Genomic DNA, 22737 nt, shown 5'->3' on the forward strand with positions numbered 1-22737 from the left:
CCCATGTCCTTTCCCCTCCTGACCGCGACGGCGGCGCTCCCGGCGATCGGCGCGATCGCCACCGCCGCCGTCCCCGCCGCGCGGCGCACGGCGGCCAAATGGCTCGCGCTGCTCTTCTCGCTCGGGACGCTCGTCCTGGCGGCCGTCGTCTTCCTCCGCTTCGAACCGGGCGGCGACCGCTACCAGCTCACCGAGTCCCGCGCCTGGATCGCGGACTTCGGCGTCCGCTACGAACTGGGCGTGGACGGCATCGGGGTGGCGCTCCTCGGCCTCACCGCGCTGCTGATCCCGTTCGTCATCGTCGCCGGCTGGCACGACGCCGACCCCCTGGAGACGACGTCCACGCGCTGGCGTCCGACGCAGGGCTTCTTCGCCCTGATCCTCATGGTCGAGGCCATGGTGATCCTGTCGTTCGTCGCCACCGACGTCTTCCTCTTCTACATCCTCTTCGAAGCCATGCTCATCCCGATGTACTTCCTCATCGGCGGCTTCGGCGACCGGGCCCACGCGGGCACCGACGAGAGCGCCGCCACCCAGCGCTCGTACGCGGCGGTCAAGTTCCTCCTCTACAACCTGGCCGGCGGGCTGATCATGCTGGCCGCCGTCATCGGCCTCTACGTGGTCGCGGGCAGCTTCTCGCTCTCCGAGATCGCGGAGGCCCGCGCCGACGGCTCGCTGGAGATGGCGACCAGCACCGAGCGGTGGCTGTTCCTCGGGTTCTTCTTCGCCTTCGCGGTGAAGGCCCCGCTGTGGCCGCTCCACACCTGGCTGCCCAACGCCATGGGCGAGGCGACCGCCCCGGTCGCCGTGCTGATCACGGCGATCGTCGACAAGGTCGGCACCTTCGCGATGCTCCGCTTCTGCCTCGGGCTCTTCCCGGAGGCCAGCAAGTGGGCGACGCCGGTGGTCATCACCCTGGCGCTGATCTCCATCGTGTACGGGGCGCTCCTCGCGGTCGGCCAGCGCGACATCAAGCGGCTCATCGCCTACGCCTCGATCTCGCACTTCGGCTTCATCATCCTGGGCATCTTCGCGATGACCAGCCAGGGCCAGTCGGGCGCCACGCTCTACATGGTCAACCACGGCATCTCGACGGCCGCGCTGCTGCTGGTCGCCGGCTTCCTCATCACCCGGCGCGGCTCGCGGCTCATCGCGGACTACGGCGGGGTGCAGAAGGTCGCCCCGGTGCTGGCCGGGACGTTCCTCATCGGCGGGCTCGCCACCCTGTCGCTGCCCGGACTCGCCCCGTTCGTCAGCGAGTTCCTGGTCCTGGTCGGCACGTTCAGCGCGTATCCGGTGGCCGGTGTCGTCGCCACCTCCGGCATCGTGCTCGCCGCGCTCTACGTCCTGGTCCTCTACCAGCGCACGATGACCGGCCCGGTCCAGGAGTCGGTCCGGTCCATGCCGGACCTCAAGGCCCGTGAGCTGGCGGTCGCGGTGCCGCTGATCGCCGTGCTGATCTTCCTCGGCGTCTTCCCGAAGCCGCTCACCGAGGTCGTCAACCCGGCGGTGGAGCACACCATGTCCGACGTACAGAAGAAGGACCCCCAGCCCGAGGTGGAGGCCGCCAAGTGAGCGCAACAGCTGTCCACAGCCTGTGGACGACGGCGAGCGGGGTGACATCGGCGGCGCCGGGCGACTCGTTCACCATGCCGAAGATCGAGTACACCCAGCTCATGCCGGTCCTGATCATCGTGGTCGCGGCCGTCCTGGGCATCCTGGTGGAGGCCTTCGTGCCGCGCCGGGCCCGCTACCACTCCCAGCTCTTCCTGAGCGTGGTGGCGGTCGCCGCCTCGTTCGCCGCGATCGTCGGCCTCGCCGCCGGAGGCTACGGCACGACGAAGGCGCAGATCGCGGCCATGGGCGCCATCGCGATCGACGGCCCCACCCTGTTCCTCCAGGGCACCATCCTCCTGGTCGCCATGGTGGCGGTGTTCACCTTCGCCGAACGCCGGCTCGACCCCGGCAGCGACGGCAACCGCGTCGACTCCTTCGCCGCCCAGCCCGGAGCCGTCCCCGGCGGCGAGGGCGAGAAGGCCGCGGTGCGGGCCGGGTTCACCACCACCGAGGTCTTCCCGCTCCTGCTGTTCTCGGTGGCGGGGCTGCTGGTCTTCCCGGCCGCCAACGACCTGCTGACCCTCTTCATCGCGCTGGAAGTCTTCTCGCTCCCGCTCTACCTCCTGTGCGCCGTCGCCCGCCGCAAGCGGCTGATGTCGCAGGAGGCGGCCGTGAAGTACTTCCTGCTCGGCGCGTTCTCCTCGGCGTTCCTGCTCTTCGGGATCGCGCTCATCTACGGCTACGCGGGCTCCCTGTCGTACGCCGAGATCGCAGGCGTGGTCGACGGCTCGGTCCTGGAGATCGACCCGGCGCTCGCCGACACCATGGGCAACGACGCGCTGCTGCTCATCGGCGGCGCGATGATCCTGACCGGTCTGCTCTTCAAGGTCGGCGCGGTTCCGTTCCACATGTGGACCCCGGACGTCTACCAGGGCGCCCCGACCCCGGTCACCGGCTTCATGGCCGCCGCGACGAAGGTCGCCGCGTTCGGCGCGCTGCTGCGCCTGCTGTACGTGGCGCTGCCGGGCCTCACCTGGGACCTGCGGCCGGTCATGTGGGCGGTGGCCATCGTCACGATGCTGGCCGGCGCGATCGTCGCCATCACCCAGACCGACATCAAGCGGCTGCTGGCCTACTCCTCGATCGCGCACGCGGGCTTCATCCTCGCGGGCGTCATCGCGGCCAACCCGGAGGGCATCTCCTCGGTCCTCTTCTACCTGCTGGCCTACTCCTTCGTGACGGTCGGCGCGTTCGCCGTCGTCACGCTGGTGCGGGACGCGGGCGGGGAGGCCACCCACCTGTCGAAGTGGGCCGGGCTCGGCCGCCGCTCGCCGCTGGTCGCGGCGGTCTTCGCGGTGTTCCTGCTGGCCTTCGCGGGCATCCCGCTGACCTCCGGGTTCTCGGGCAAGTTCGCGGTGTTCAAGGCGGCTGCCGAGGGCGGGGCCGGGGCGCTGGTCGTCGTCGGTGTGATCTCCTCGGCCGTCGCGGCGTTCTTCTACATCCGTGTGATCGTCCTCATGTTCTTCAGCGAGCCGAAGGCGGACGGCCCCACGGTCGCCGTCCCGTCCCCGCTGACCATGACGACGATCGCGGTCGGCGTCGCCGTCACCCTGGTGCTGGGCCTGGCCCCGCAGTACTTCCTGGACCTGGCGAGCCAGGCCGGGGTCTTCGTGCGGTAGCCCCGCGCGGTAATGCGTGTCAACAGCGCCGGACGGTCGGATATCCACAGACCGTCCGGCGTTGTCGTTCCCTCCGCCTATCGTGGACGGGGACGAGAGCAGGACGGAAAGGGGCCGGGCATGCGGACCCCCGGGGGAACAGAGCATGGGGCGTGAGCATGGATGAGACCGCGACGGTGGCCGGCGCCGACGCCGGCACGGGCGACGAGAGCGAGGCGCGGCGGACACTCCACCGCGTCTTCGGGTACGAGTCGTTCCGCGGCGAGCAGGGCGCGATCATCGAGCACGTGGTGGCGGGCGGCGACGCGGTCGTGCTCATGCCCACCGGCGGCGGGAAGTCGCTCTGCTACCAGATCCCGTCCCTGGTCCGCCGGGGCACCGGCGTCGTCGTCTCGCCGCTGATCGCCCTCATGCAGGACCAGGTCGACGCCCTGCGCGCGCTCGGCGTCCGGGCCGGCTTCATGAACTCCACGCAGGACTTCGACGAGCGCCGCTCGATGGAGGCGCAGTTCCTCGCGGGCGAGCTGGACATCCTCTATCTGGCGCCCGAGCGGCTGCGCCTGGACTCCACGCTCTCCCTGCTGGCGCGGGGCGAGGTCTCCGTCTTCGCGATCGACGAGGCGCACTGCGTCGCCCAGTGGGGCCACGACTTCCGCCCGGACTATCTGGCCCTGTCCGTGCTCGGCGAGCGCTGGCCGGACGTGCCGCGCATCGCCCTGACGGCGACCGCGACGAACGCCACGCACGAGGAGATCACCCGCCGCCTCGGCATGCCGGACGCGAAGCACTTCGTCGCGAGCTTCGACCGGCCGAACATCCAGTACCGCATCGTGCCGAAGTCCGACCCCAAGAAGCAGCTCCTCTCCTTCCTCCAGGAGGAGCACGCCGGGGACGCGGGCATCGTCTACTGCCTCTCGCGCAATTCCACCGAGAAGATCGCGGAATACCTCAGCCGCAACGGCGTGGAGGCCGTTCCGTACCACGCGGGTCTGGACGCCCGGACGCGCGCCGCCCACCAGGCGCGGTTCCTCCGTGAGGAAGGGCTCGTCGTCGTTGCGACGATCGCGTTCGGCATGGGCATCGACAAGCCGGACGTCCGCTTCGTCGCCCACGTGGACCTGCCCAAGTCCGTCGAGGGCTACTACCAGGAGACCGGCCGTGCGGGCCGTGACGGGGAGCCGTCCACGGCCTGGATGGCGTACGGACTCCAGGACGTCGTCCAGCAGCGCAAGCTCATCCAGGGCGGCGAGGGCGACGAGGCGTTCCGCCGCCGGGCCGCCTCCCACCTGGACTCCATGCTCGCCCTGTGCGAGACGGTCCAGTGCCGCCGGGCCCAGCTGCTGACCTACTTCGGCCAGGAGCCCACGGCCCCCGCCTGCGGCAACTGCGACACCTGCCTCGCCCCGCCGGAGACCTGGGACGGCACGGTGGTCTCGCAGAAGCTGCTCTCCACGGTGGTGCGGCTCAAGCGCGAGCGGAACCAGAAGTTCGGCGCGGGCCAGATCATCGACATCCTGCTCGGCCGGAAGACCGCCAAGGTCATCCAGTTCGACCACGACCAGCTCTCCGTCTTCGGCATCGGCGAGGAGCTGGCCGAGGCGGAGTGGCGCGGGGTGGTCCGCCAGCTGCTGGCGCAGGGGCTGCTCGCGGTCGAGGGGGAGTACGGCACGCTGGTCCTGACCGAGGAGAGCGCCACGGTGCTCGGCCGGGAGCGGGAGGTGCTGCTCCGCAAGGAGCCGAAGAAGCCCACGTCCCGCTCGTCGTCCTCGGCGGGCGGCGGCAAGGGCGCCAAGGGCAGGGCGGCCGCCGCCGACCTTCCCGCCTCCGCCGTCCCGGTCTTCGAGGCGCTGCGCGCCTGGCGCGGGGCGACGGCGAAGGAGCAGGGCGTCCCGGCGTACGTGATCTTCCACGACGCGACGCTGCGGGAGATCGCCACCGTCCACCCGACGACGATCGGGGAGCTGGGGGGCGTCAGCGGCCTGGGCGAGAAGAAGCTGGCGACGTACGGGGAGGGCGTGCTGGAGGTCCTGGCCCGGACGGCGGGCGGCGAGGCCCCGGCGGCTCCGGACGCGCCCCGGGCCCCGGCACCCGCCGAAGCACCGACGGCCCCGGCTCCCCGGACACCCCCGGCCCCGGCTCCGGCGTCGCGCCCGGCGTCGGCTCCCGCGTCCCGCCCGGCTCCGGCCCGTCCGCAGACGTCGGCCGCCCCGGCGGAGCAGTACGGCGACCCCGAGTTCGCCTGGGACGAGGAACCGCCCGAGTACGAGTGAGCCGTACCGGGCGGTGAGGTGGAAGGGCGGCGGGGTCTACGTCGGGTCCGCCGCCCGGCGGCGGGGCGTGATCGCCGTCAGGTCCAGGTCCACGGCGAAGGGCACCGGCACCTTCATGCGGTCGTGGAAGATCCCGGTCGAGGTGTAGGCGCCGGTGGCCGGCTCGCGCTCGAAGACGTACACCACGGCCCGCCCGTCGTGGTTCTCCACCCGCCAGTAGTGGGGGATGGCCGCGCGGGCGTACTTCACGGGCTTGGTCTCCCGGTCGCGGGACCGGGACTCCGGTGAGACGACCTCGATGGCCAGGCGCACCGCCTCGGCGGGGAACCGGGTCTGGTCCGCGTCCTTGATGACGGCACCGTCGATGACGATCACATCGGGCTCGGGCCGGTTGTAGCGGTCGATGTCGATGGTGAACTCGCGCACAACCTCCAGATCGGGCGGCACCAAGGACTGCAGCTGCCATTCGAAGAAACTGACCGCTCGCGCATGGAAAAGGGTCTGCGGACTCACGAAGACGAGGCTCCCGTCGATCAGCTCCGTGTGCGGAGGCAGATTCGGGAGTGTGTCCAGGTCATCGGCGGTCCAGCCGCCCTCGGGCGGGACCGCCCACCGGGGCTCGGACGCCTCGGGTTCGATGCTCATCATTGCTCCCATGGGGAGGAGTCTCGCGGGCCCGACCAGCGTATCCGCCGGGAACCGGATCCGGATGACCCGAACGCGTGAACGGCTCCCGCGTCGCTGACCCGCGTGCTGTCAGTTCGTCCGGAGGTCGCGGGCCCGGGCCACGAGCAGGCCGGGCAGCTTCGGGCCCGCGCACGCGTGGTCGATCAGCTGGTTCCGGTACGTGGTGTTCGTGAGGTCCGGGGCCAGGGCGATCAGGGCCTTCAGGTCCTCGGGCGAGCCGGTGAGGCGGGTGCGGTAGGCGGCGCGGGCGGCGCGCAGGGTGATCTCGCCGGGCCCGTGTTCCAGGCCGCGTCCGGCGAGGTCCGCCGCCGCGCCGAAGTCGCCCTGCGCGGCGCGGATGTCCGCCAGGTCCAGGAAGAGGGACCAGTTGGCGGGGGCCAGGGCGACCGCGCTCTCGAAGGCGGCGGCGGCCCGGTCCAGGTCGCCCCTCGCGCGCCAGGTGGACCCGCGGGCGACGGCGGTCCACATGACCGGCTCGACGGCGTCGGCGCGGTCGCACAGGGCGAGGGCCAGTTCGTAGCGGCCGCACGCCCGGGGCAGCCGGGACATGGCCGCCGGCGACTCCGGAACGGGACGGCGTCCGCCGACCGCCTCGATGGCGTGGAACCAGGGCGCGAACCGCTCCCGCATCGCGTCGGTGTCCAGGTCGTGGCCGTGGTCCAGCGTCCGCAGACACGCTTCGGCCAGTGCCTCGGGGCTCACCGTGCCGAGGAAGCGGTCGTCGCCGAACCAGGGCGCCGCCCCCCAGCCCACGTCGGGCCGCGCGCCGGTGACCGAACCGAGGGCCATCGCCGCGTCGTCCATGCTCCCGTCGAGGAAGAAGAAGTACGCCCGAGCGGTGACGGCGCTGATGGAGCCGTCCCCCGCGAGGCCCTTCTCCCGTTCCGGGCGGTGCTCCCGCCACAGCTCGGCGAGGGCCGCGTCCGGCTCCGGGGCCGCAGGCGTCGAGGCGATCGTCCCCACCAGAAGCTCCACGGCGGCGACCGGGCTTCCGCCGCAGTGCGCCATCACACCGGCGAGGCCGACTCCCGCCGCCACAGAGTGATTCGACAGACCGGGAGCGTATCCGCAGCCGAAGGCCCCCGGCACCCCGGCTCCCCTCTCGCGGAACCGGGCCGTACCCGGTCCGATGGGCCCTGTGGCATCATCACCGGATGCTGCGACTCACCGACTTCATCATCGACTGCCCCGACACGATGGAACTGGCGGCCTTCTACTCCGAGGTGACCGGGCGTCCGGTCAAGAAGAGCAGTGACGAGGACTGGGCCGGTATCCGGTTCGGCGAGGTCGAACTCGCCTTCATCCGGGTCGATGACTACCGCGCGCCGCAGTGGCCCGGCGGCGAGCACCCCAAGCAGTTCCACCTCGACTTCGAGGTCGACGACATCGAGGCCGAACAGCGCCGCGTCCTGGCCCTCGGCGCGACCCTGCGGCAGGACTGCGTCGGCCCCGAAGGCTACGGCTGGCGCGTCTACACCGACCCCATCGGCCACCCCTTCTGCCTCTGCCGCAACAAGGGCGTCGTCTGGACGGACCAGGGCCCCACGTGGCCCGAGAGGTCCTAGTCCCCACCCCCTCCGCAGCCACCCCCTCCGCAGCCGCCCCCGCCGCTGTCGCTCCAGCCACCGCCGTCGCCCCCGCTGCCGCTCGACCGGCTCTGGCGGACGTTGTGGTGGACGGCCGAGGAGATCCAGTGGGTGCGGCGCAGGGTCTTCATCGCCGCGCGGCCCTCGCGCCCCCGGGCGGTGAGGGTGCCGGCGAGGCCGGTCGCCGAGACGAGACCGGCCAGGGCGCGGCTGCGCCGGTCCGGGAAGCCCCGCGCCTCGGCCTGGCCGAAGCGCCACCGGGCGGCGCCGGTGAGGTCGGGGTCGCCGGGGAAGTGCCGGTGGTGGAGGAAGACGCCGAGGATGCGTCGGGGCTCGCGGCGCAGGAGACCCCGCTCGACCAGGTGGTCCAGGTGGCGTTCCTCGGCGCTGCGGCCGTACTGCCGTATCCAGACCTTGGGGCTGGTGTTGGAGAGGAAGCGGTTCTTCTTGGCCGGCGCGCCGAGCGTGCCCAGCAGCGAGGCCAGCAAGGGGTGGGCCGGGTCCAGGGGGTTGACCACCCGGACCCGGCCGCGTTCCTCGCGTATCCGGCCCTGGAGCTCCAGCTCGGCGAGGACCGCGCCCGCCACCGCGAACCGCAGGAAGGAGCGGGCGCAGAGCGGCTTGCCGCGCTCGGGGTCCAGCGTGAGCAGGACCAGTTCCTCGGGCAGCGTCAGCGCGGAGGCGTCGTCCGTCATGGCGCGGTGACGATCCTTCCGGTCACGTCGCCGAGGCCCACGCGGGTGCCGTGCGGGCCGGGGGCCCAGGCGGTCAGCGTGACGGTGTCGCCGTCCTCCAGGAACGTCCGCTTGCCCTCGGCCAGTTCGAGCGGTTCGCTGCCGTTCCAGGTCAGCTCCAGGAGGGAGCCGCGCTGGCCGGGCTCGGGGCCGCTGACCGTGCCGGAGCCGTACAGGTCGCCGGTGCGCAGCGACGCGCCGTTGACCGTCATGTGGGCGAGCTGCTGGGCCGCCGTCCAGTACATCGAGGCGAACGGGGGCTCGGCGACGACCTGGCCGTTGATCTCCACGGTGATCCGGATGTCGAAGCCGCCCGGCTCCTCCTCCCCGGCGTCGTCGAGGTAGGGCAGGAGCGGGAAGTCCCGTGCCGGCGGGGCGGTGCGGGCCGCGTCCAGGGCCTCCAGGGGCGTGACCCAGGCGGAGACGGAGGTGGCGAAGGACTTGCCGAGGAACGGGCCGAGCGGCACGTACTCCCACGCCTGGAGGTCGCGCGCGGACCAGTCGTTGAGCAGGAAGAGGCCGAAGACGTGCTCGCGGAAGTCGGCCAGCGGCACCGGGGCGCCGTGCGCGGAGGGGACGCCGACGACGAAGCCGACCTCGGCCTCGATGTCGAGCTTCACCGAGGGCCCGAAGACGGGAGCCGGGTCGGTGGGGGCCTTGCGCTGGCCGCTGGGACGCACGACGTCGGTGCCGGAGACCACGACGGTGCCGGAGCGGCCGTGGTAACCGATCGGCAGGTGCTTCCAGTTGGGGGTGAGCGCGTCGCCGTCCGGCCGGAAGATCTTCCCGACGTTGGTGGCGTGGTGCTCGCTCGCGTAGAAGTCGACGTAGTCCGCCACCTCGTACGGCAGGTGCAGGGTCACCGCGTCCACCGGGTGCAGCAGCGGTTCGACGGCGGCGCGGTGGGCGGGGACGGTCAGCCAGGCGGTGAGCGCGCGGCGGACGTCGCTCCAGGCGGTGCGGCCCGCCGCGAGGAGAGGCGTCAGACTCGGCTGGGCGAGCAGTCCCGCGTAGGGGGAGCCCAGCGCGTGGGCAGCTGCCCCGGCGTCCAGGACGTGGTTGCCGATACGGACGCCGACCCGGCGGACGCCGGGGTGGTCGGGGGCGGAGAACACCCCGTACGGAAGGTTGTGCGGGCCGAAGGGATCGCCCTCGGCCAGGTCGAGCGGGCTGCTCTGCTCGGGCATGTGGTGCTGCCTCGCTTTCCAGGTCGCGTTGGAGGACACGTTACGTCGGGGCTCCTACCCAGCGGCAGTGCCCTGACCATCCCCAACTGTGCGTATTGCCCGGAAAGTTCGTCGGCCCGCCCGGAGAGCCGGGGGGCCGAACGCGGAACGCGTGGGCCCGCTCAGCCCGTCGTGCGCGGGATGCGCCTCTCCCAGGTGCGGTGGAAGACGATCTCCTCGCCGTCCTTGCAGACCACCTCGTCGGAGGCGATGAAGTCGTGCTCGTCGGCGGTGATCTCGGAGCGGCTCTCGACCGAGACGTCCCAGGCGGCCTCCGGGCGGTGCAGCCGGATGCGCCAGTCGGAGCGGGTTCGCGCGGAGAGCGGGTCGTCCTGCTGGATCGTGTACGTCTCCAGGGCCTCCTCGGTGCATTCGAGGCCGTCGGGGTGGACCCGCGTACCGCCGTGGCAGGGGGCCACCTCCAGCCTCCATTCGCCCCGGCCGACATCCCGGACGACGAGGCGTTCGGGGCGCGGCTCCTCCAGGGTGACGGGGTGGGCCACGCCGAGCGGTGCGGACTGCTCCGGTTCGCCGAAGGTGATCGCCGGGTCCTCGGTGTGACGGCGCACCGGCAGTTCGACGAAGCTCCCGTCCGCGTCGAGGGTGAAGCCCGCCGACTCCGCGCGGGGCCAGATCCACGGCCAGTACGCGGAGGAGACCGCGATCCGGATGCGGTGGCCGGGGGCGAAGGCGTGCCCGACGCCGTCGAGGTCGAAGACCACCGTCCTGGTCTCCCCCGGTGTCCAGCCGTCGGCGCGGTCGCTGCCGTGCCGGGCTGTGAGGTCGAGGGCTCCTCGGGTGATCAGTGTGGAGGCGCCGTCGGGTGCCACGTCGCAGAGCCGGGCGACGGCCTGGCCGTGCGGCACGTCCATCCGGATGCGGAGCTTCACGCGGGGCCGGCCGAGGATCTCGATCGGCGCGTCCGCGACGGGGAACTCGAACGACACCGACTTGGCGTCCTCGTCCCGCTGGTCCGGCGGCAGGTCCGCGTCGTCGCCGAGCGGGACGAAACGGCCCGCGTCGAGTCCGGTCTGCTGCGGCGACGCGACGATCCGCTCACCGCCCTGGAGGGCGTACGCCACCGGGGTGACGTTCTCCGACGGCCAGGAGGCGTCCCCGACCCAGCGGCCCGGCAGCGTCTCGTACACCGTGGCGGGCGGGTACGGGCCACTGATCCAGGACCGCAGCAGCGGCTCCCGCATCACGCCCGTCTCCTTGCCCTTGAGATGCTGGTCCCACCAGCGCAGCGTCTCCTGGAGGAAGCCGATCGCGGGCCCCGGCGGCAGTCCCTGGTCCGGGTACTGGTGCGACCAGGGTCCGATGATCCCGCGCACCTGTCCGGGGTCCAGGTGCTCCACGAGCCGCAGGACGGTGTCCCGGTACGGGTCGTGCCAGCCGCCGACCGCGAGCACATGGGCCTTGATCGCGCCGTGGCCCTCGGCGGTGCCGCCGGGCGTCCCGTCGGCGTCGCGGTTCCGGCGGGACGCCCGGGTGTGGACGCGCGGCTCGACGGACTCCAGCCGCTCCAGCCACATCTGCTTCCAGTCGTCGCCGGCGTGGGCCGGGTCCGGCGGCCGGCAGACGAAGGCGAGCGGGGTGGCCGCACGGGCGGGCGTGTCCACGGCGAGGAGCGAGCCGTCCGCGACGGGCGCGTCCTCGCCGTGGCGGTCGTCGGCCGCGCAGACGGTGACGATCGCCTTCAGCGGCTCGGGGGCGAGCGCGGCGATCCGGAGCGCGATGGAGCCGCCCCAGGAGATCCCGAACATCCCCACCCGGCCCGAGCACCACTCCTGCTGGGCCAGCCAGTGGACGACGGCGGCCCCGTCGCCGAGTCCCTGCGCGCCGTACGCGTCGCCCGGCAGGCCCTCGCTGTTGCCATGGCCCCGCACATCGACCCGTACGGAGGCGTAGCCGTGGCCCGCGTACCAGGGGTGGCGCTGCCGGTCGCGGGGCGCGGTCCCGTCGCTGAGCCGGTGGGGCAGGTACTCCAGCAGGGCGGGGACCGGTTCGTCGGTCAGCGGCCGCCAGATCCGGGCGTAGAGCCGCGTGCCGTCGGGGAGCGGGATGTACACGTCCTCGCGGGTGGTCTCGTACGGGAACGCGGTCGTGATGTTCATGGGGCCACCTCGGTGGGGGACGGGGTGTGCGGAGCGGGTGCGGCGCGGGGGCGGGAGCCGGGGGTGCGGGTCGGGGAGGGGTACCGGGGCGTGCGGCAGGGGACCGGGCGAGGGGAGCTGGGGACCGGGCGAGGGGAGGGAAGTCGGGGCGTGCGGCGGGGGAAGGGTGCGCGGAGCGGTGGCGGGCGCTGCCGGGACGAAACGGATACTGCTGATCGTATGGGCTGATCCTGAACATACCGGCGGTCATGGGAAGCCGCCCACGGTGATCCACAGCGGACCGGATACGCTGAAGTTGCAAGGAGAGACAGCGACACATCGACATTGCGTGCGATCGTCAGCAGACAGGAGATGTCCCCGTGACCGTCGTCGGGCCGTTCGGACTGCACGTGCGGGACCAGGCTCTTGAGGCCGATGTCCAGTCGGGCCTGGCCGCTGTCGAGGCAGGGCTGCTCGAAGCCACCAAGAGCGATGTCCCCTTCATCACGGAGGCCGCCCAGCACCTGGTGCGGGCCGGGGGCAAGCGGTTCCGCCCCTTGCTGGTCATGCTCGCGTCACAGTTCGGCGATCCGGGCGCACCCGGAATCGTCCCCGCCGCCGTCGTCGTCGAGCTGACCCACCTCGCCACCCTTTACCACGACGACGTGATGGACGAGGCCGACGTGCGGCGCGGGGTGCCCAGCGCCAACACCCGCTGGGGCAACTCGGTGGCCGTCCTCACCGGCGACTTCCTCTTCGCCCGCGCCTCCCACATCCTGGCCGACCTCGGCCCCGAGGCCGTCCGCATCCAGGCGGAGGCGTTCGAGCGCCTGGTCACCGGTCAGATCCTGGAGACCGCGGGCCCGCGCGACGGGCGCGACCCGGTCGACCACTACCTGGACGTGCTCAGCGGCAAGACCGGCTCGCTGGTCGCCGTCTCGGGCCGGTTCGGCGCGCTGATGTCCGGGGCCGACGAGCGGACCGTGGACGTGCTCACCCAGTACGGGGAACGGCTCGGCATCGCCTTCCAGCTCGCCGACGACGTCCTCGACATCGCCTCCGACTCCCACGAGTCCGGCAAGACCCCCGGCACCGACCTGCGCGAGGGCATCCCGACCCTCCCGGTTCTGCGGCTGCGCGCCCTGGCGGCGGCCGACGGCAAGCCCGACGACCTGGAGCTGGTCGAGCTGCTCGACGGTGACCTGAGCGGCGACGAGGCGCTGGACGAGGTGCTGCGCCGGCTGCGCGCCCATCCGGCACTGGAGCAGGCCCGCCAGGACACCGTGCGCTACGCCCAGGAAGCGCGCGCCACGCTGGCGCCGCTGCCCGAGGGATACGCGAAGTCCGCGCTGGAGGAGCTGTGCGACGCGGTGGTGCACCGCGCCGGATGAGTGCGCGGTGGTGCCCGGCGCGGGGTGAGCGCGCGGTGGTGCGGGGTGACGGGCCGGGGTGTACGCGGGTGGTACGGGGTGCACGCGGCCGATCCTGTCGTGCGCGGGGGGTGTGACGGCGGGTCAGCCGCGTGGGGGCGTTACCCCTACGGGGCGGCGTACATGCCCCTGCCGGTTGTCATACCGGAGCAGTAGGCGGAGTTGATTCCCCGGGCTGACGCTTCGGGCCGCCCGATTTGGTCAGATGGGTACCAACGGAAGCCGCCGACCACGGAGGTAGGGCACATCATGGCACCCAACGACAGCGCAGAGATCACCGGCGAGGCCACGAGCACTGTCGTGGGCCGCCGGAAGGCGGCGCGCTACATCGTCCCCTTCGCGGTCGCGGGGGTGGCGGCCGCGACCATCGGCCTCGTTCCGGCGCTCGCGGACTCCGGCGACCCGGATCTGCCGAAGATCAGCGCCCGGGAACTCGTCGAGAAGATCGCCGCCTCCGACGAGGAGCAGCTCTCCGGCACGTTCAAGATCAGCACCGACCTGGGCCTGCCCCTCGACGGCCTCGCGGGCTCGCTCGTTCCGGGCGGCGAGCGCGGGGGCGAGGACGGCGGCGCGGCCGCTCCGCGGGACAAGCTCATGGAGCTGACGTCCGGCACGCACACGCTGCGGGTGGCCGCCGACGGACCGGAGCGGCAGAAGCTCTCCATCCTCGGGGACGCGTCCGAGTACAGCGTCATCCACAACCAGGGCGAGGTCTGGGCGTACGACAGCACGTCCGACGAGGTCTACCACGCCGAGGCCCCCGAGGGCCGGGACGGCGGCCACGCGGAGAAGGCCCCGAATGCCCCCGAGGGCGCACCGGCCACCCCGCAGGACTTCGCCGAACAGGCGCTCGCGGCGGCCGGCGACACCACCTCGGTCACCGTGGACGGCACGGCGCAGGTCGCCGGGCGGGACGCGTACCAGCTCCTGATCAAGCCGAAGCAGTCGGGTTCGACGGTCGGCTCGATCCGGATCGCCGTGGACGCCGAGAACGGCGTACCGCTGAAGTTCACCCTGTCCGCGGCGAGCGGCGGCAAGGCCGTGGTCGACGCCGGGTTCACCAAGGTCGACTTCTCCCGGCCCGCCGCCTCCACGTTCGACTACGCCCCGCCCCGGGGCGCCGAGGTCACCGAGGCCGACGAGCTCGAGACCGGCAAGGACGAGCGCGGCGCGGTGCAGAAGGCGCTGCCCGGACAGCTCGCCGAGCTGGAGGGCCTCGCGGGCGAGGGCGGCTTCAACGTCATCGGGAAGGGCTGGACCTCGATCGCCGAGATCAGGACCCCCGGCGGTGAGGGCCTGCCGGAAGCCGGTTCGGGCGACGTCCCGGCCGAGGCGCAGGGCTTCCTCGACGCGCTCGGCGACAAGGTCACCGGGAAGTTCGGCTCGGGCACGGTCTTCACGACGCGCCTGGTCAACGCCCTGCTGACGGACGACGGCTCGGTGTACGTCGGAGCGGTGACGAAGGACGCGCTGGTACGCGCCGCCGACGCCGCCGCCCAGTAGGACCGTCCGACCCTTCCGGCCCGTCCGCCTGCCCGCCCCGTCACGCATCCGCGTGGCGGGGCGGACGTGCGCCCGGGCGCGGGGAGACGCGTGGACGGGGAGTCGGAGAGTCGGGGAGCCGGGGGACGCCTGCGGAGGGCCACCGTCGGGATCGGATCGGGCGGGATCGGATCGGGCGGCCCGCGGACCGGCGACGGACCGGAGAAGGCTGGTGGTTCAGGAGCGGCCGTCAGGCCGGATGGCCGGTGCGCCACGGGCGGCCCGTAAACCGGGCGGCGCGCCGACTGGCTGGAACGGACCGGCGGGGTCCGCACGCGCCGTCGGCCGGGCGAGCCGTCCCCCGATCGGCTCGTCGCGGCACGAACGGCACGAACGGTGCGGCTACGCGAACGACACGACACGGTACGTTCCGTTTCCGCCTGGGTATTGTTCGGTCTTTGGCGACGAGATGTCAATAAGAGATTGGCTGGAACCCCCCTATGCTCACCGAATGACCACATCGCCGAGCAGTGTGCGCCGCAGCGAACGGTCACGCCGTGCGACCCTGCGGGCCGCTCTCGACCTCTGTACGGAGCGGGGGTACGGGCACGTCACGATAGAGGGCATCGCCGCCGCCGCCGGGGTCAGCAAGAAGACGATCTACCGGTGGTGGCCGTCGAAGGGCGCGGTGCTGCTGGAGGCGTTCACGGACGCCCTGATCGACGCCACCCCCTTCGTGGACACGGGGGACATCGGCGCGGATCTGCGTGCCCATCTCGCGGGAGCGGTGAAGCTGCTCTCGGTGCCGCCGTTCGGCCCCGCCTACGCGGGCATCCTCTCCGAACTGCACCACGACGTCCGCCTGGCCCGCCAATTGCGGGAGCAACTGGTCGATCCGCGCGTGGAGGAGGCGATCGGCCGGCTGCGCAGCGCTCAGGAGCATGGCCAGATCCCGCCCGGCGCGGACCTCCCCCTGGCGGTGGAGATGCTCTACGGCCCGCTCTACTACCGCCATGTGCTGCGCAAGCCCGTCCAGGACGAGGAGACGATCGCCGCCCTCGTGGACCACGTCCTGCGCTCACTCCGCGCGCCGGGGTACTGAGGTCCTGTCCTGCCCGTGCTGCCGCCGTGGTCCGGCGCCGGGGCGGGGCCGGACCGCTCCGGAGCGGGTCGGGGCCGCTACCGGAAGCAGCCCAGGATCAGCGGCAGGTCCTGGAGCCACTCCTGGAGGCGGCCCCGGCGGCGGGCGGCGATGACGCACGGGTGGGCCGTGCCGTGGTGGAGGTGGACGACGACCGCGAGGTGCTTGGGGCCTTCGGCCGCGTACGTCACGGTGCGGATGTCGGCCCAGGGGTAGTGGGTCTCCGCGTCCTCCGGGCCCAGCGTCACGCCCGTCGCGTCGATCAGCAGGGAACTCCCCGGTCCGACCGCCACGAACGACGGGTCCGCGTCCGCCCCGGCCGGCCCGCCGCCCGCCGCGACGGGCCAGGTCGCGGCCTGGTACGGCGGGAAGGAGCCGGGCGGGCCCTGCTGGTAGGGCGGGAAGCCGCCGGGCGGGCCCTGCTGGTACGGCGGAAAGCCACTGGTGGGGCCCTGGTGCTGGTACGGCGGGTAGTCCTGGGACGGGGTGTACGCCGAGGGGGTGTACGCCGGGGGCGGCGGAGGCACGGCCACCGTGGGGGCGTACGCCGGGGCGGGGGAGGGTGGCACGGCATCCGGGACGAACAGGTCCAGCAGCGACGCCGGGGTGGGCCGCTCCTCCGGGGCCTTGGCCAGGCACGCCGCGACCACCGGGCGCAACCCCTCCGGCACGGCGGCCAGGTCCGGCGGCTCGTGCACCGACCGGTACATCAGCCCCATCGGCGTACCCGCCCCGAACGCGCTGCCGCCCGCCGCCGCGACGATCACCGCGCCCAGTGCGAACACGTCGGCGGCTCCGTCGACCTCCTGCCCCTGCGCCTGCTCCGGCGCGAGGAACCCCGGAGTGCCGAAGGCCGTGCCGGTGGCCGTCAGCCGGGTCGACTCCAGGGCCCGCGCGATGCCGAAGTCCAGGACCCGCGGGCCGTCCGACGCCATGATGATGTTGCCGGGCTTCAGATCGCGGTGCACCAGCCCGCAGCCGTGGATCGCCGCCAGCGCCTCGGCGAGCGCCGCCCCCAGCCGCCGCAGCCTCGCCTCGTCCATCGGCCCTTCGGCCTCCAGGAGCGCGGAGAGCGTCGGACCGGGGATGTACGCCGTCGCCAGCCAGGGGGCGGCCGCGTCCGGGTCCGCGTCCACCACGGGGGCCGTGTGGAAGCCGCCCACACTGCGGGCGGCGGCGACCTCGGCGCGGAACCGCTCCCGGAAGTGCGGGTCGCCCGCCAGCTCCGAACGGGCCACCTTGACGGCCACCGCTCGTCCGCCGCGGGACCGTGCCAGATAGACGGTGCCCATCCCGCCGGCGCCCAGCTCCCGCTCCACGGCGTACCCGCCGATGCGCTGCGGCAGGCTGCCGCCGTCCGTCCCGTGCTCCATGTGCCGCACGCCCCCTTGTGCTCCGGCGGATCAGTATGACGCAGGGAAGGCGGACATGACGAAGACATGACGCCGGGCCGGCGGGGCACGGACCCGCTCTTCGCGCGGGGCGCGGACCCGCTGTTTCGGTGGTCCCGCTGCGTCGTGTGAGGCACGATCCGCCGTTCCGTGGGGGGCGGGGCCCGCCGTGCACGCACCGGCCGGGCACGCCCTCGCGCTCGCCCCGGCCGCTCTCACCCCCCACCCACGCCCCGCCGCCCACACCCCCGCCGTTCCACCGGTGGCCGAGCCCGGCGCACCGGGTGATGCTGGTCCGGAGCGCCGAAACCGGAGCGCCGAAACCGGAGAGCGGACGAAACCGGGGCGGACGCCGGGACTCCGGCCGGGCGTCGCGGAACGGCGGCCGAGGCCGGAAGGACGGGAAGGGCAGGGGCCGGAATGCCACAGGACGGGCCGGACCACCTGGACGATGCCGTACTGGCGGCGCTGTTCACCCAGCGCGCCGTGGGCCTGGCCGTGCTCGATCCGCAGCTCCGGCTCGTCCACGCCAACTCGCTCGTCGAGGGCGTGGACACGGCGGAGTACCTCGGCAGCCGGATCACCGACGTCTTCCGGCTCGACGACCCGGACGCCACGGAACAGCTCATGAAGCGGGCGCTCGCCGGCGAAGGGCCCGTGCGCGATCACCTGGTCCGGGGCCGGCTGCGCCGCATCCCCGGCGACCGGATGTTCCTGGTCTCCGCCTACCGCCTGGACGGTCCCGGCGGCGGCGACGCCCCCGCCCTCGGCCTGCTGGCCGCGGTCGTCGACGTCACCGAGCGGGAACGGGCCCGCACCCGCGAAGCCGCGCTCGCCGCCGTGCGCGACGCCGTCGGCCATTCCCTCGACGTCGCCGCCACCTGCCGCGCCTTCGTCGACGCCCTGGTGCCCGGTTTCGCGGACCTCGCCGTCATCGAGGTGGTGGACGAGGTCCTGCGCGGCGCCGATCCGCCGGTGGGCCCGCTGCCGCCCGAGACCCCGCTGCGCCGTGCGGCGAGCGGCCGGTGCGGCACCGTCCGGGATACGGGGAGGGCCGGGGAGGACGCGCGGCGCAGCCTGGACGGGGCGACCCGCCGCCTCCCCCTCCGTACGCCGTACGCGCTCGCCGTCGCGGATCTGCGGCCCCGGCTCGTCCCGCTCACCGGCGACACCCCGTGGCTGGACGCCGACCCGGACGGGGCCCGTGCCGTCGCGGAGTCCGGTGCGCACTCCCTGATCGTCGTGCCCCTCACCCTGCGGGGCGCGGTCCTCGGGCTGGTCAGCCTCTACCGTTGCTGCGCGGCCGAGCCCTTCGACGAGGACGACGTCTCCCTGGCCGATGCCGCGGGGACACGGGTGGCCCTCGGTATCGACAACGCCCGCCGCTACGAGCGGGAGCACATCATCGCCTCGACCGTCCAGCGGCGGCTGCTTCCGCAGGTCGAGCGGGAGCAGACCGCCGTCGAGACCGCCCACGTCCTGCTGCCCGGCCGGGACAGCGGCTGCTGGTACGACACGATCCCCCTGTCCGGCGCGCGGACCGCCCTCGTGGTGGGCGGCGTCGCGGGCGAGGGGCTCCAGGCGGCCATCGTGATGGGACAGCTGCGCACGGTCGTGCAGGCGCTGGCGGGCCTGGACCTGGAACCCGAGGAGGTGCTCGCCCGGCTCAAGGACACCACGGACCGCCTCGCCCACGAACGCACCGCCCTGCCCGCGGGCGACTCCCTCCAGAGCGAGCCCCTGATCGCCGGTTGCGTGTACGGGGTCTACGACCCGTTCACCCGCACCTGCACCGTCGCACGGGCCGGGCACCCCGCGCCCCTGGCCGTCGGCCCGGACGGGCGGGCGGTCGCCCTCGACGTACCGGAGGGCCCCGGCCTCTTCTCGGCCGACAGCGCCCTCTTCGCGCCGGCCACCGTCACCCTGGAGGAGGGCAGCGTCCTCGCGCTCTGCACCGCCGAGCTGCTGTCCGGCGACCGGGCGGCGGAGCGCATCACGCGGACCCTCGCCCGGCCGGACCGCAGCCTGCGGCAACTCGGGGACGACATCGTGTACGCGCTGCCGGAGGACACCCGCTCCGCCGGTGCGGCCCTGCTCCTGGCCCGTACGGGTGCGGTCTCCGACCACCGGGTCGCCACCTGGGACCTGGACCAGGACCTCACCGCCCCCGCCACCGCCCGGGCGCTCGTACGCGACCGGCTCCGGGACTGGGGCCTCGACGAGGACACCGTCGAGGCCACGGAGCTGATCGTCAGCGAACTGGTCACCAACGCCGTCCGCTACGGCACCCCGCCCCTGCGGCTGCGCCTCCTCCTGGACGCCACGCTCACCTGCGAGGTCCACGACGGCAGCACCGCCGCCCCGCACCTGCGCCACGCGCGGACCGTCGACGAGGACGGCCGGGGGCTGTTCATCGTCTCCCGCCTGGCCTCCCACTGGGGAGCCCGCCGCGGTCGGGACGGCAAGGTGCTGTGGACCGAACAGGAGCTGCCGGACGGCGGGTAGCCGTCGTCGGGGCCGCCCTCGCGCCCGGCGTCGCCGCAGCCGGTGCGACCCCGCCGGAGCGGCCGGGCCGCCCCGGCGGCGGGCGGGAGGTCCGGGCGTCCTCTACGGCAGGACGATGTTCCGGCCGGGACCGCCGTCGCCCCGGTCCTTTCCGGGGCCGCCGAGGAGCAGGTCGTCGCCCTCCCCGCCGTGCAGCACGTCGTCACCGGGGCCGCCGAGCAGGAGGTCGCCGCCCTCCCCGCCCATGACGTGGTCGTCGCCGGAGCCCGCGTGCACGAGGTCCCGTCCTTCGTACCCCTCGACCATGTCGTCGCCCCGGCCGCCGTACATCCGCTGGTCGCCGCCGTCGCCCATCAGGTGGTCCATGCCGTCGCCGCCGTCCAGGACGACGCGCGCCATCACCATGTCGTCGCCCTCGTCGCCCCGGACCGTGTGGGCGGTGTGGGCGTGCAGGGTGTCGTCGCCGGGCCCGCCGCTGACGGTGGCGACACCGGGGTCGCTGGTGGCGATCTCGTCGTCGCCGTCGCCGAGGAGCACGTCGATCCGGTCCGGCCGGCCGCTGCCGGTGGGGAGTTCGCAGACGACGTACGTCTCGACGCCGGGCTCCAGGTACGCGCAGTGGTCGCCCGGCCGGAGCGGCACCACGTCGCGGAAGCCGATGCGGCGGACCCCGCCGCCCTCGTCCATCGGGACCACGTGGAGGTCGTTGGCCTGCCCCGGCGCCGCGGTGAAGGTGATGGACTGCTTCGCCCGGTCGGCGCCGACGCGGGCCTTGCCCCCGGAGCCGGCGGGGGCCGCGACGGCCGGGGCGGCGGCGAGGCCGGTGGCGAGCAGGGCCACGGCGGCCGCACGGACGGTGACTCGACGGCGGTACATGGGACCTCATCTCGGTGGGGGGCCGGGGACGCCCGGAGCGGACGGTGCTCGTCCGCTCCGGGCGCCGGTGGAGCCGGGTGGTGCGGTGGTGCCTTCGTGCGGTGGGGCGGTGGTGCCGTGGTGCCGTGGCGGGTCAGCTCACGTTGACGTCCACGCAGGCGTAGAAGGCGTTGGGCGTGTCGGCGATGTTCCACACGGCCAGGACCTTCTGCTTGCCGGAGAGGCTGCCGAAGTTCACCTGGTGCGTGACGGTCTCGCCGGGCCGCGCGCCGCCGTCGTTGAACTCCGCGATCTTCCGGCCGCCCGCGTAGTACTGCCAGGTGCTGGTGGCGTGGCGGGCGGTCAGCCGCCAGTTGAAGCTGGTCGTACGGCTGACCGGGGTCACCTTCCAGCCCTTGCTGTCGTTGTCGAGCTCGGCGAAGGCGGCGTTCCCGCCGCTGCAACTGGTCAGCCCCTTGGGGCCTTCGACGCTCTGCGGCTCGTACTTGATGGAGCCGCACGCGACGGTGCCGGCGGCGCACTGGGCCTGCCGGCTGGGCGGCGAGGAGATGTAGCCGTGCGCGCTCGCGCTGCCGGCGGGCAGGCTGACGGCCAGGAGCGGGGCGATCCCCGCTCCGATGGCAGCAGCCAGCGACTTCTTGCTCTTCATGACAACTCCTTTGTGGGGGTTGGCACTTGCCCGCACGGAACAGGCAAGCGTGTACATGACAAGCGATGTCGTACAGGGTGGTGGGGCTGCCCTGTGCGGCAAGGGGAGCGTACCCCGCTTGGTCTAGACCAAGCCAGGGTGCGCGAAGTTGGCCGAGGGCGTGCGAAGTCGGCCGCCGAGCGGGGGTGCGGGGTCGGCAGGGACGAGCCAAGGGCGAACCCCGGGGCCGGGGGAGCGGGGCGAGCGGGCGGTGGGGGAGGGGGTGCCTGCGGCTCAGCCGAACAGCCGCTCCAGGACCACCGCGACCCCGTCCTCCGCGTTCGACAGGGTCACCTCGTCGGCCGCCGCGCGCAGCTCCGGGTGGGCGTTGCCCATGGCGACCCGGAGGCCCGAACCGGCGAACATCGGCAGATCGTTGGGCATGTCGCCGAACGCCACCGTCCGCTCGGCCCCGACGCCCAGCAGCGCGGCGGCCGCCGCCAGACCGGTGCCCTTGTCCACCCCGTACGGAGCCAGCTCCACCGTGCCGGGCCCCGCCATCGTGACCGTCGCCAGATCGCCCACGGCTCCGCGCGCGACGGCGGCCAACGCGTCGTCCCCCAGCTCCGGGTGGCGTACCAGGACCTTGATCACGGGCAGCTCCCACAACGCCTCGCGGGAGTCCACGCGTCGGGCGGGGAGCGTCGGGTTCGGCATGCGGTAGCCGGCCTCGATCAGGGTTGCCCCGTCCACGCCGTCCTGGTCCACGGCGGCGAACACGGCCCCGGCCTCGGCCTCGATCTTGCCGAGCGCGGTGGCGGCGGCCTCGCGGTCCAGGGTGGCGGAGCGCAGCAGCCGGCCCGCGTCGGCGTCGTAGAGCTGGGTGCCCTGGCCGCAGACGACGAGCCCGCTGTACGCGAGATCCGCGAGCAGCGCCCGTATGCCGGGGACGGGCCGCCCGGTCACGATCAGATGCCGGGCGCCGGCGGCGGCGGCGCGTCCGAGCGCGGTACGGGACCGGGTGCTGACGGTGTCGTCGGGGCGCAGCAGGGTGCCGTCCAGGTCCGTGGCGACGAGGGCATATGCGGGTGGCGTGGGCATGGCCCCACCCTAGAAGGCCCCGAACGGCCGCTTGCGCGCCAAGGCGGGATCGGCTGCGGAGGCCATGGCGGGGCGGCCGTCCCCGTCGCGGTGAGGCGCTGGTCGGAGGTGGCGAAGGCGTGCCGGACCACGTGCCCGGCCCGATCCGAACGAGAGCCCCGGCCCGGCCCTCGTGTAGCGGCGGGCGCCCCCGGCCCCCGGAGGCCGGACGCGTGCGGCGGGACCTCGCCCGACGTCCACGGCGAGGCCGCGCCCCCGCAAGCGTCTGACCGGCCACGGCGCGACCGTGCCCCCGCAAGCGTCTGACCGGCTTCGCCGCGACCGCGCCTCGCAAGTGTCTGACCTGCG

Annotated in this window: 17 protein-coding genes; 8 read left to right on the plus strand and 9 right to left on the minus strand. The window is 73.5% G+C overall.

The window, feature by feature from the left end:
• Positions 1–3 precede the first annotated feature (3 nt).
• The 3 genes from QFZ71_RS17805 (at position 4) to recQ (ending at position 5506) form a co-directional block, all read left to right on the plus strand.
• The gene (locus QFZ71_RS17805) at positions 4–1575 is read left to right on the plus strand and encodes an NADH-quinone oxidoreductase subunit M (protein WP_307669198.1); all 1572 of its coding nucleotides are present in this window, start codon (positions 4–6) and stop codon (positions 1573–1575) included.
• Positions 1572–3236 carry an NADH-quinone oxidoreductase subunit NuoN gene (gene nuoN, locus QFZ71_RS17810; protein WP_307669199.1) on the plus strand — a complete coding sequence of 555 codons (1665 nt, stop codon included), beginning with the start codon at positions 1572–1574 and terminating at the stop codon, positions 3234–3236. Before QFZ71_RS17805 ends, nuoN begins: the two co-directional genes overlap by 4 nt.
• A 158-nt stretch (positions 3237–3394) precedes the next feature.
• A complete protein-coding gene (recQ, locus tag QFZ71_RS17815) occupies positions 3395–5506 on the plus strand; it encodes a DNA helicase RecQ (protein ID WP_307669200.1) in 2112 nt (703 codons plus the stop codon).
• Positions 5507–5542: 36 nt separating this feature from the next.
• Here the strand turns inward: recQ and QFZ71_RS17820 are convergent, their stop codons facing one another.
• Together QFZ71_RS17820 and QFZ71_RS17825 are read right to left on the minus strand one after the other, a co-directional pair.
• On the minus strand, positions 5543–6151 hold the full coding sequence (locus QFZ71_RS17820; protein WP_307671498.1) for a Uma2 family endonuclease: 609 nt from the start codon (positions 6149–6151) through the stop codon (positions 5543–5545).
• Positions 6152–6262: 111 nt separating this feature from the next.
• Positions 6263–7231: a tetratricopeptide repeat protein gene (locus QFZ71_RS17825; RefSeq protein ID WP_307669201.1), complete on the minus strand. Its 969-nt coding sequence runs from the start codon at positions 7229–7231 to the stop codon at positions 6263–6265.
• A gap of 116 nt (positions 7232–7347) precedes the next feature.
• Here QFZ71_RS17825 and QFZ71_RS17830 point away from each other — a divergent pair, with 116 nt between their 5' ends.
• Complete coding sequence (locus QFZ71_RS17830; protein ID WP_307669202.1) at positions 7348–7758, plus strand: VOC family protein; 411 nt, start codon at positions 7348–7350, stop codon at positions 7756–7758.
• Here the strand turns inward: QFZ71_RS17830 and QFZ71_RS17835 are convergent.
• The 3 genes from QFZ71_RS17835 to QFZ71_RS17845 form a co-directional block, all read right to left on the minus strand.
• Entirely contained in the window at positions 7755–8474 is a 720-nt protein-coding gene (locus QFZ71_RS17835) for a GPP34 family phosphoprotein (protein ID WP_307669203.1), read from the minus strand. The genes QFZ71_RS17830 and QFZ71_RS17835 overlap by 4 nt on opposite strands.
• Entirely contained in the window at positions 8471–9700 is a 1230-nt protein-coding gene (gene fahA, locus QFZ71_RS17840) for a fumarylacetoacetase (protein ID WP_307669204.1), read from the minus strand. The genes QFZ71_RS17835 and fahA overlap by 4 nt, the downstream gene beginning before the upstream one ends.
• A gap of 161 nt (positions 9701–9861) precedes the next feature.
• Entirely contained in the window at positions 9862–11856 is a 1995-nt protein-coding gene (locus QFZ71_RS17845) for a CocE/NonD family hydrolase (RefSeq protein WP_307669205.1), read from the minus strand.
• Positions 11857–12215: 359 nt separating this feature from the next.
• Between QFZ71_RS17845 and QFZ71_RS17850 the strand changes: the two genes are divergently transcribed.
• The 3 genes from QFZ71_RS17850 (at position 12216) to QFZ71_RS17860 (ending at position 15849) form a co-directional block, all read left to right on the plus strand.
• Positions 12216–13226 carry a polyprenyl synthetase family protein gene (locus tag QFZ71_RS17850; protein WP_307669206.1) on the plus strand — a complete coding sequence of 337 codons (1011 nt, stop codon included), beginning with the start codon at positions 12216–12218 and terminating at the stop codon, positions 13224–13226.
• Positions 13227–13514: 288 nt separating this feature from the next.
• Positions 13515–14768 (plus strand): DUF2092 domain-containing protein, encoded by a 1254-nt coding sequence (locus tag QFZ71_RS17855; RefSeq protein WP_307669207.1) that lies wholly within the window; start codon positions 13515–13517, stop codon positions 14766–14768.
• 490 nt (positions 14769–15258) lie between these two features.
• Positions 15259–15849, plus strand: a complete 591-nt coding sequence (locus QFZ71_RS17860) for a TetR/AcrR family transcriptional regulator (RefSeq protein WP_307669208.1) — start codon at positions 15259–15261, stop codon at positions 15847–15849.
• Positions 15850–15926: 77 nt separating this feature from the next.
• Here QFZ71_RS17860 and QFZ71_RS17865 read toward each other — a convergent pair whose 3' ends face one another.
• The gene (locus tag QFZ71_RS17865; RefSeq protein WP_307669209.1) at positions 15927–17261 is read right to left on the minus strand and encodes a serine/threonine-protein kinase; all 1335 of its coding nucleotides are present in this window, start codon (positions 17259–17261) and stop codon (positions 15927–15929) included.
• 438 nt (positions 17262–17699) lie between these two features.
• On the opposite strand from QFZ71_RS17865, the gene QFZ71_RS17870 reads away from it, so the two are divergent.
• Positions 17700–19784, plus strand: coding sequence for a SpoIIE family protein phosphatase (locus QFZ71_RS17870; RefSeq protein WP_307669210.1), 2085 nt, complete (start codon positions 17700–17702; stop codon positions 19782–19784).
• Between the two features lie 102 nt (positions 19785–19886).
• On the opposite strand, the gene QFZ71_RS17875 is transcribed toward QFZ71_RS17870, so the two are convergent.
• From QFZ71_RS17875 to QFZ71_RS17885, 3 genes are all read right to left on the minus strand, one after another.
• Complete coding sequence (locus QFZ71_RS17875; RefSeq protein ID WP_307669211.1) at positions 19887–20660, minus strand: calcium-binding protein; 774 nt, start codon at positions 20658–20660, stop codon at positions 19887–19889.
• Positions 20661–20793: 133 nt separating this feature from the next.
• Positions 20794–21309 (minus strand): lytic polysaccharide monooxygenase auxiliary activity family 9 protein, encoded by a 516-nt coding sequence (locus QFZ71_RS17880; protein WP_307669212.1) that lies wholly within the window; start codon positions 21307–21309, stop codon positions 20794–20796.
• A gap of 273 nt (positions 21310–21582) precedes the next feature.
• Positions 21583–22389: an HAD-IIB family hydrolase gene (locus QFZ71_RS17885; protein ID WP_307669213.1), complete on the minus strand. Its 807-nt coding sequence runs from the start codon at positions 22387–22389 to the stop codon at positions 21583–21585.
• Positions 22390–22737: the final 348 nt, after the last annotated feature.

Origin of the sequence: Streptomyces sp. V2I9 (genome assembly GCF_030817475.1) — a bacterium.
Taxonomy (GTDB): domain Bacteria; phylum Actinomycetota; class Actinomycetes; order Streptomycetales; family Streptomycetaceae; genus Streptomyces.

Excerpts from the sequence above, each read along its gene's own strand:
- QFZ71_RS17880 (WP_307669212.1), bottom strand. The coding sequence starts at position 21,309 with ATGAAGAGCAAGAAGTCGCTGGCTGCTGCCATCGGAGCGGGGATCGCC.
- QFZ71_RS17885 (WP_307669213.1), bottom strand. The coding sequence starts at position 22,389 with ATGCCCACGCCACCCGCATATGCCCTCGTCGCCACGGACCTGGACGGC.
- QFZ71_RS17845 (WP_307669205.1), bottom strand. The coding sequence starts at position 11,856 with ATGAACATCACGACCGCGTTCCCGTACGAGACCACCCGCGAGGACGTG.
- QFZ71_RS17860 (WP_307669208.1), top strand. The coding sequence starts at position 15,259 with ATGACCACATCGCCGAGCAGTGTGCGCCGCAGCGAACGGTCACGCCGT.
- QFZ71_RS17870 (WP_307669210.1), top strand. The coding sequence starts at position 17,700 with ATGCCACAGGACGGGCCGGACCACCTGGACGATGCCGTACTGGCGGCG.
- QFZ71_RS17805 (WP_307669198.1), top strand. The coding sequence starts at position 4 with ATGTCCTTTCCCCTCCTGACCGCGACGGCGGCGCTCCCGGCGATCGGC.
- QFZ71_RS17830 (WP_307669202.1), top strand. The coding sequence starts at position 7,348 with ATGCTGCGACTCACCGACTTCATCATCGACTGCCCCGACACGATGGAA.
- QFZ71_RS17865 (WP_307669209.1), bottom strand. The coding sequence starts at position 17,261 with ATGGAGCACGGGACGGACGGCGGCAGCCTGCCGCAGCGCATCGGCGGG.
- QFZ71_RS17875 (WP_307669211.1), bottom strand. The coding sequence starts at position 20,660 with ATGTACCGCCGTCGAGTCACCGTCCGTGCGGCCGCCGTGGCCCTGCTC.
- recQ (WP_307669200.1), top strand. The coding sequence starts at position 3,395 with ATGGATGAGACCGCGACGGTGGCCGGCGCCGACGCCGGCACGGGCGAC.
- QFZ71_RS17820 (WP_307671498.1), bottom strand. The coding sequence starts at position 6,151 with ATGAGCATCGAACCCGAGGCGTCCGAGCCCCGGTGGGCGGTCCCGCCC.
- QFZ71_RS17835 (WP_307669203.1), bottom strand. The coding sequence starts at position 8,474 with ATGACGGACGACGCCTCCGCGCTGACGCTGCCCGAGGAACTGGTCCTG.
- fahA (WP_307669204.1), bottom strand. The coding sequence starts at position 9,700 with ATGCCCGAGCAGAGCAGCCCGCTCGACCTGGCCGAGGGCGATCCCTTC.
- QFZ71_RS17855 (WP_307669207.1), top strand. The coding sequence starts at position 13,515 with ATGGCACCCAACGACAGCGCAGAGATCACCGGCGAGGCCACGAGCACT.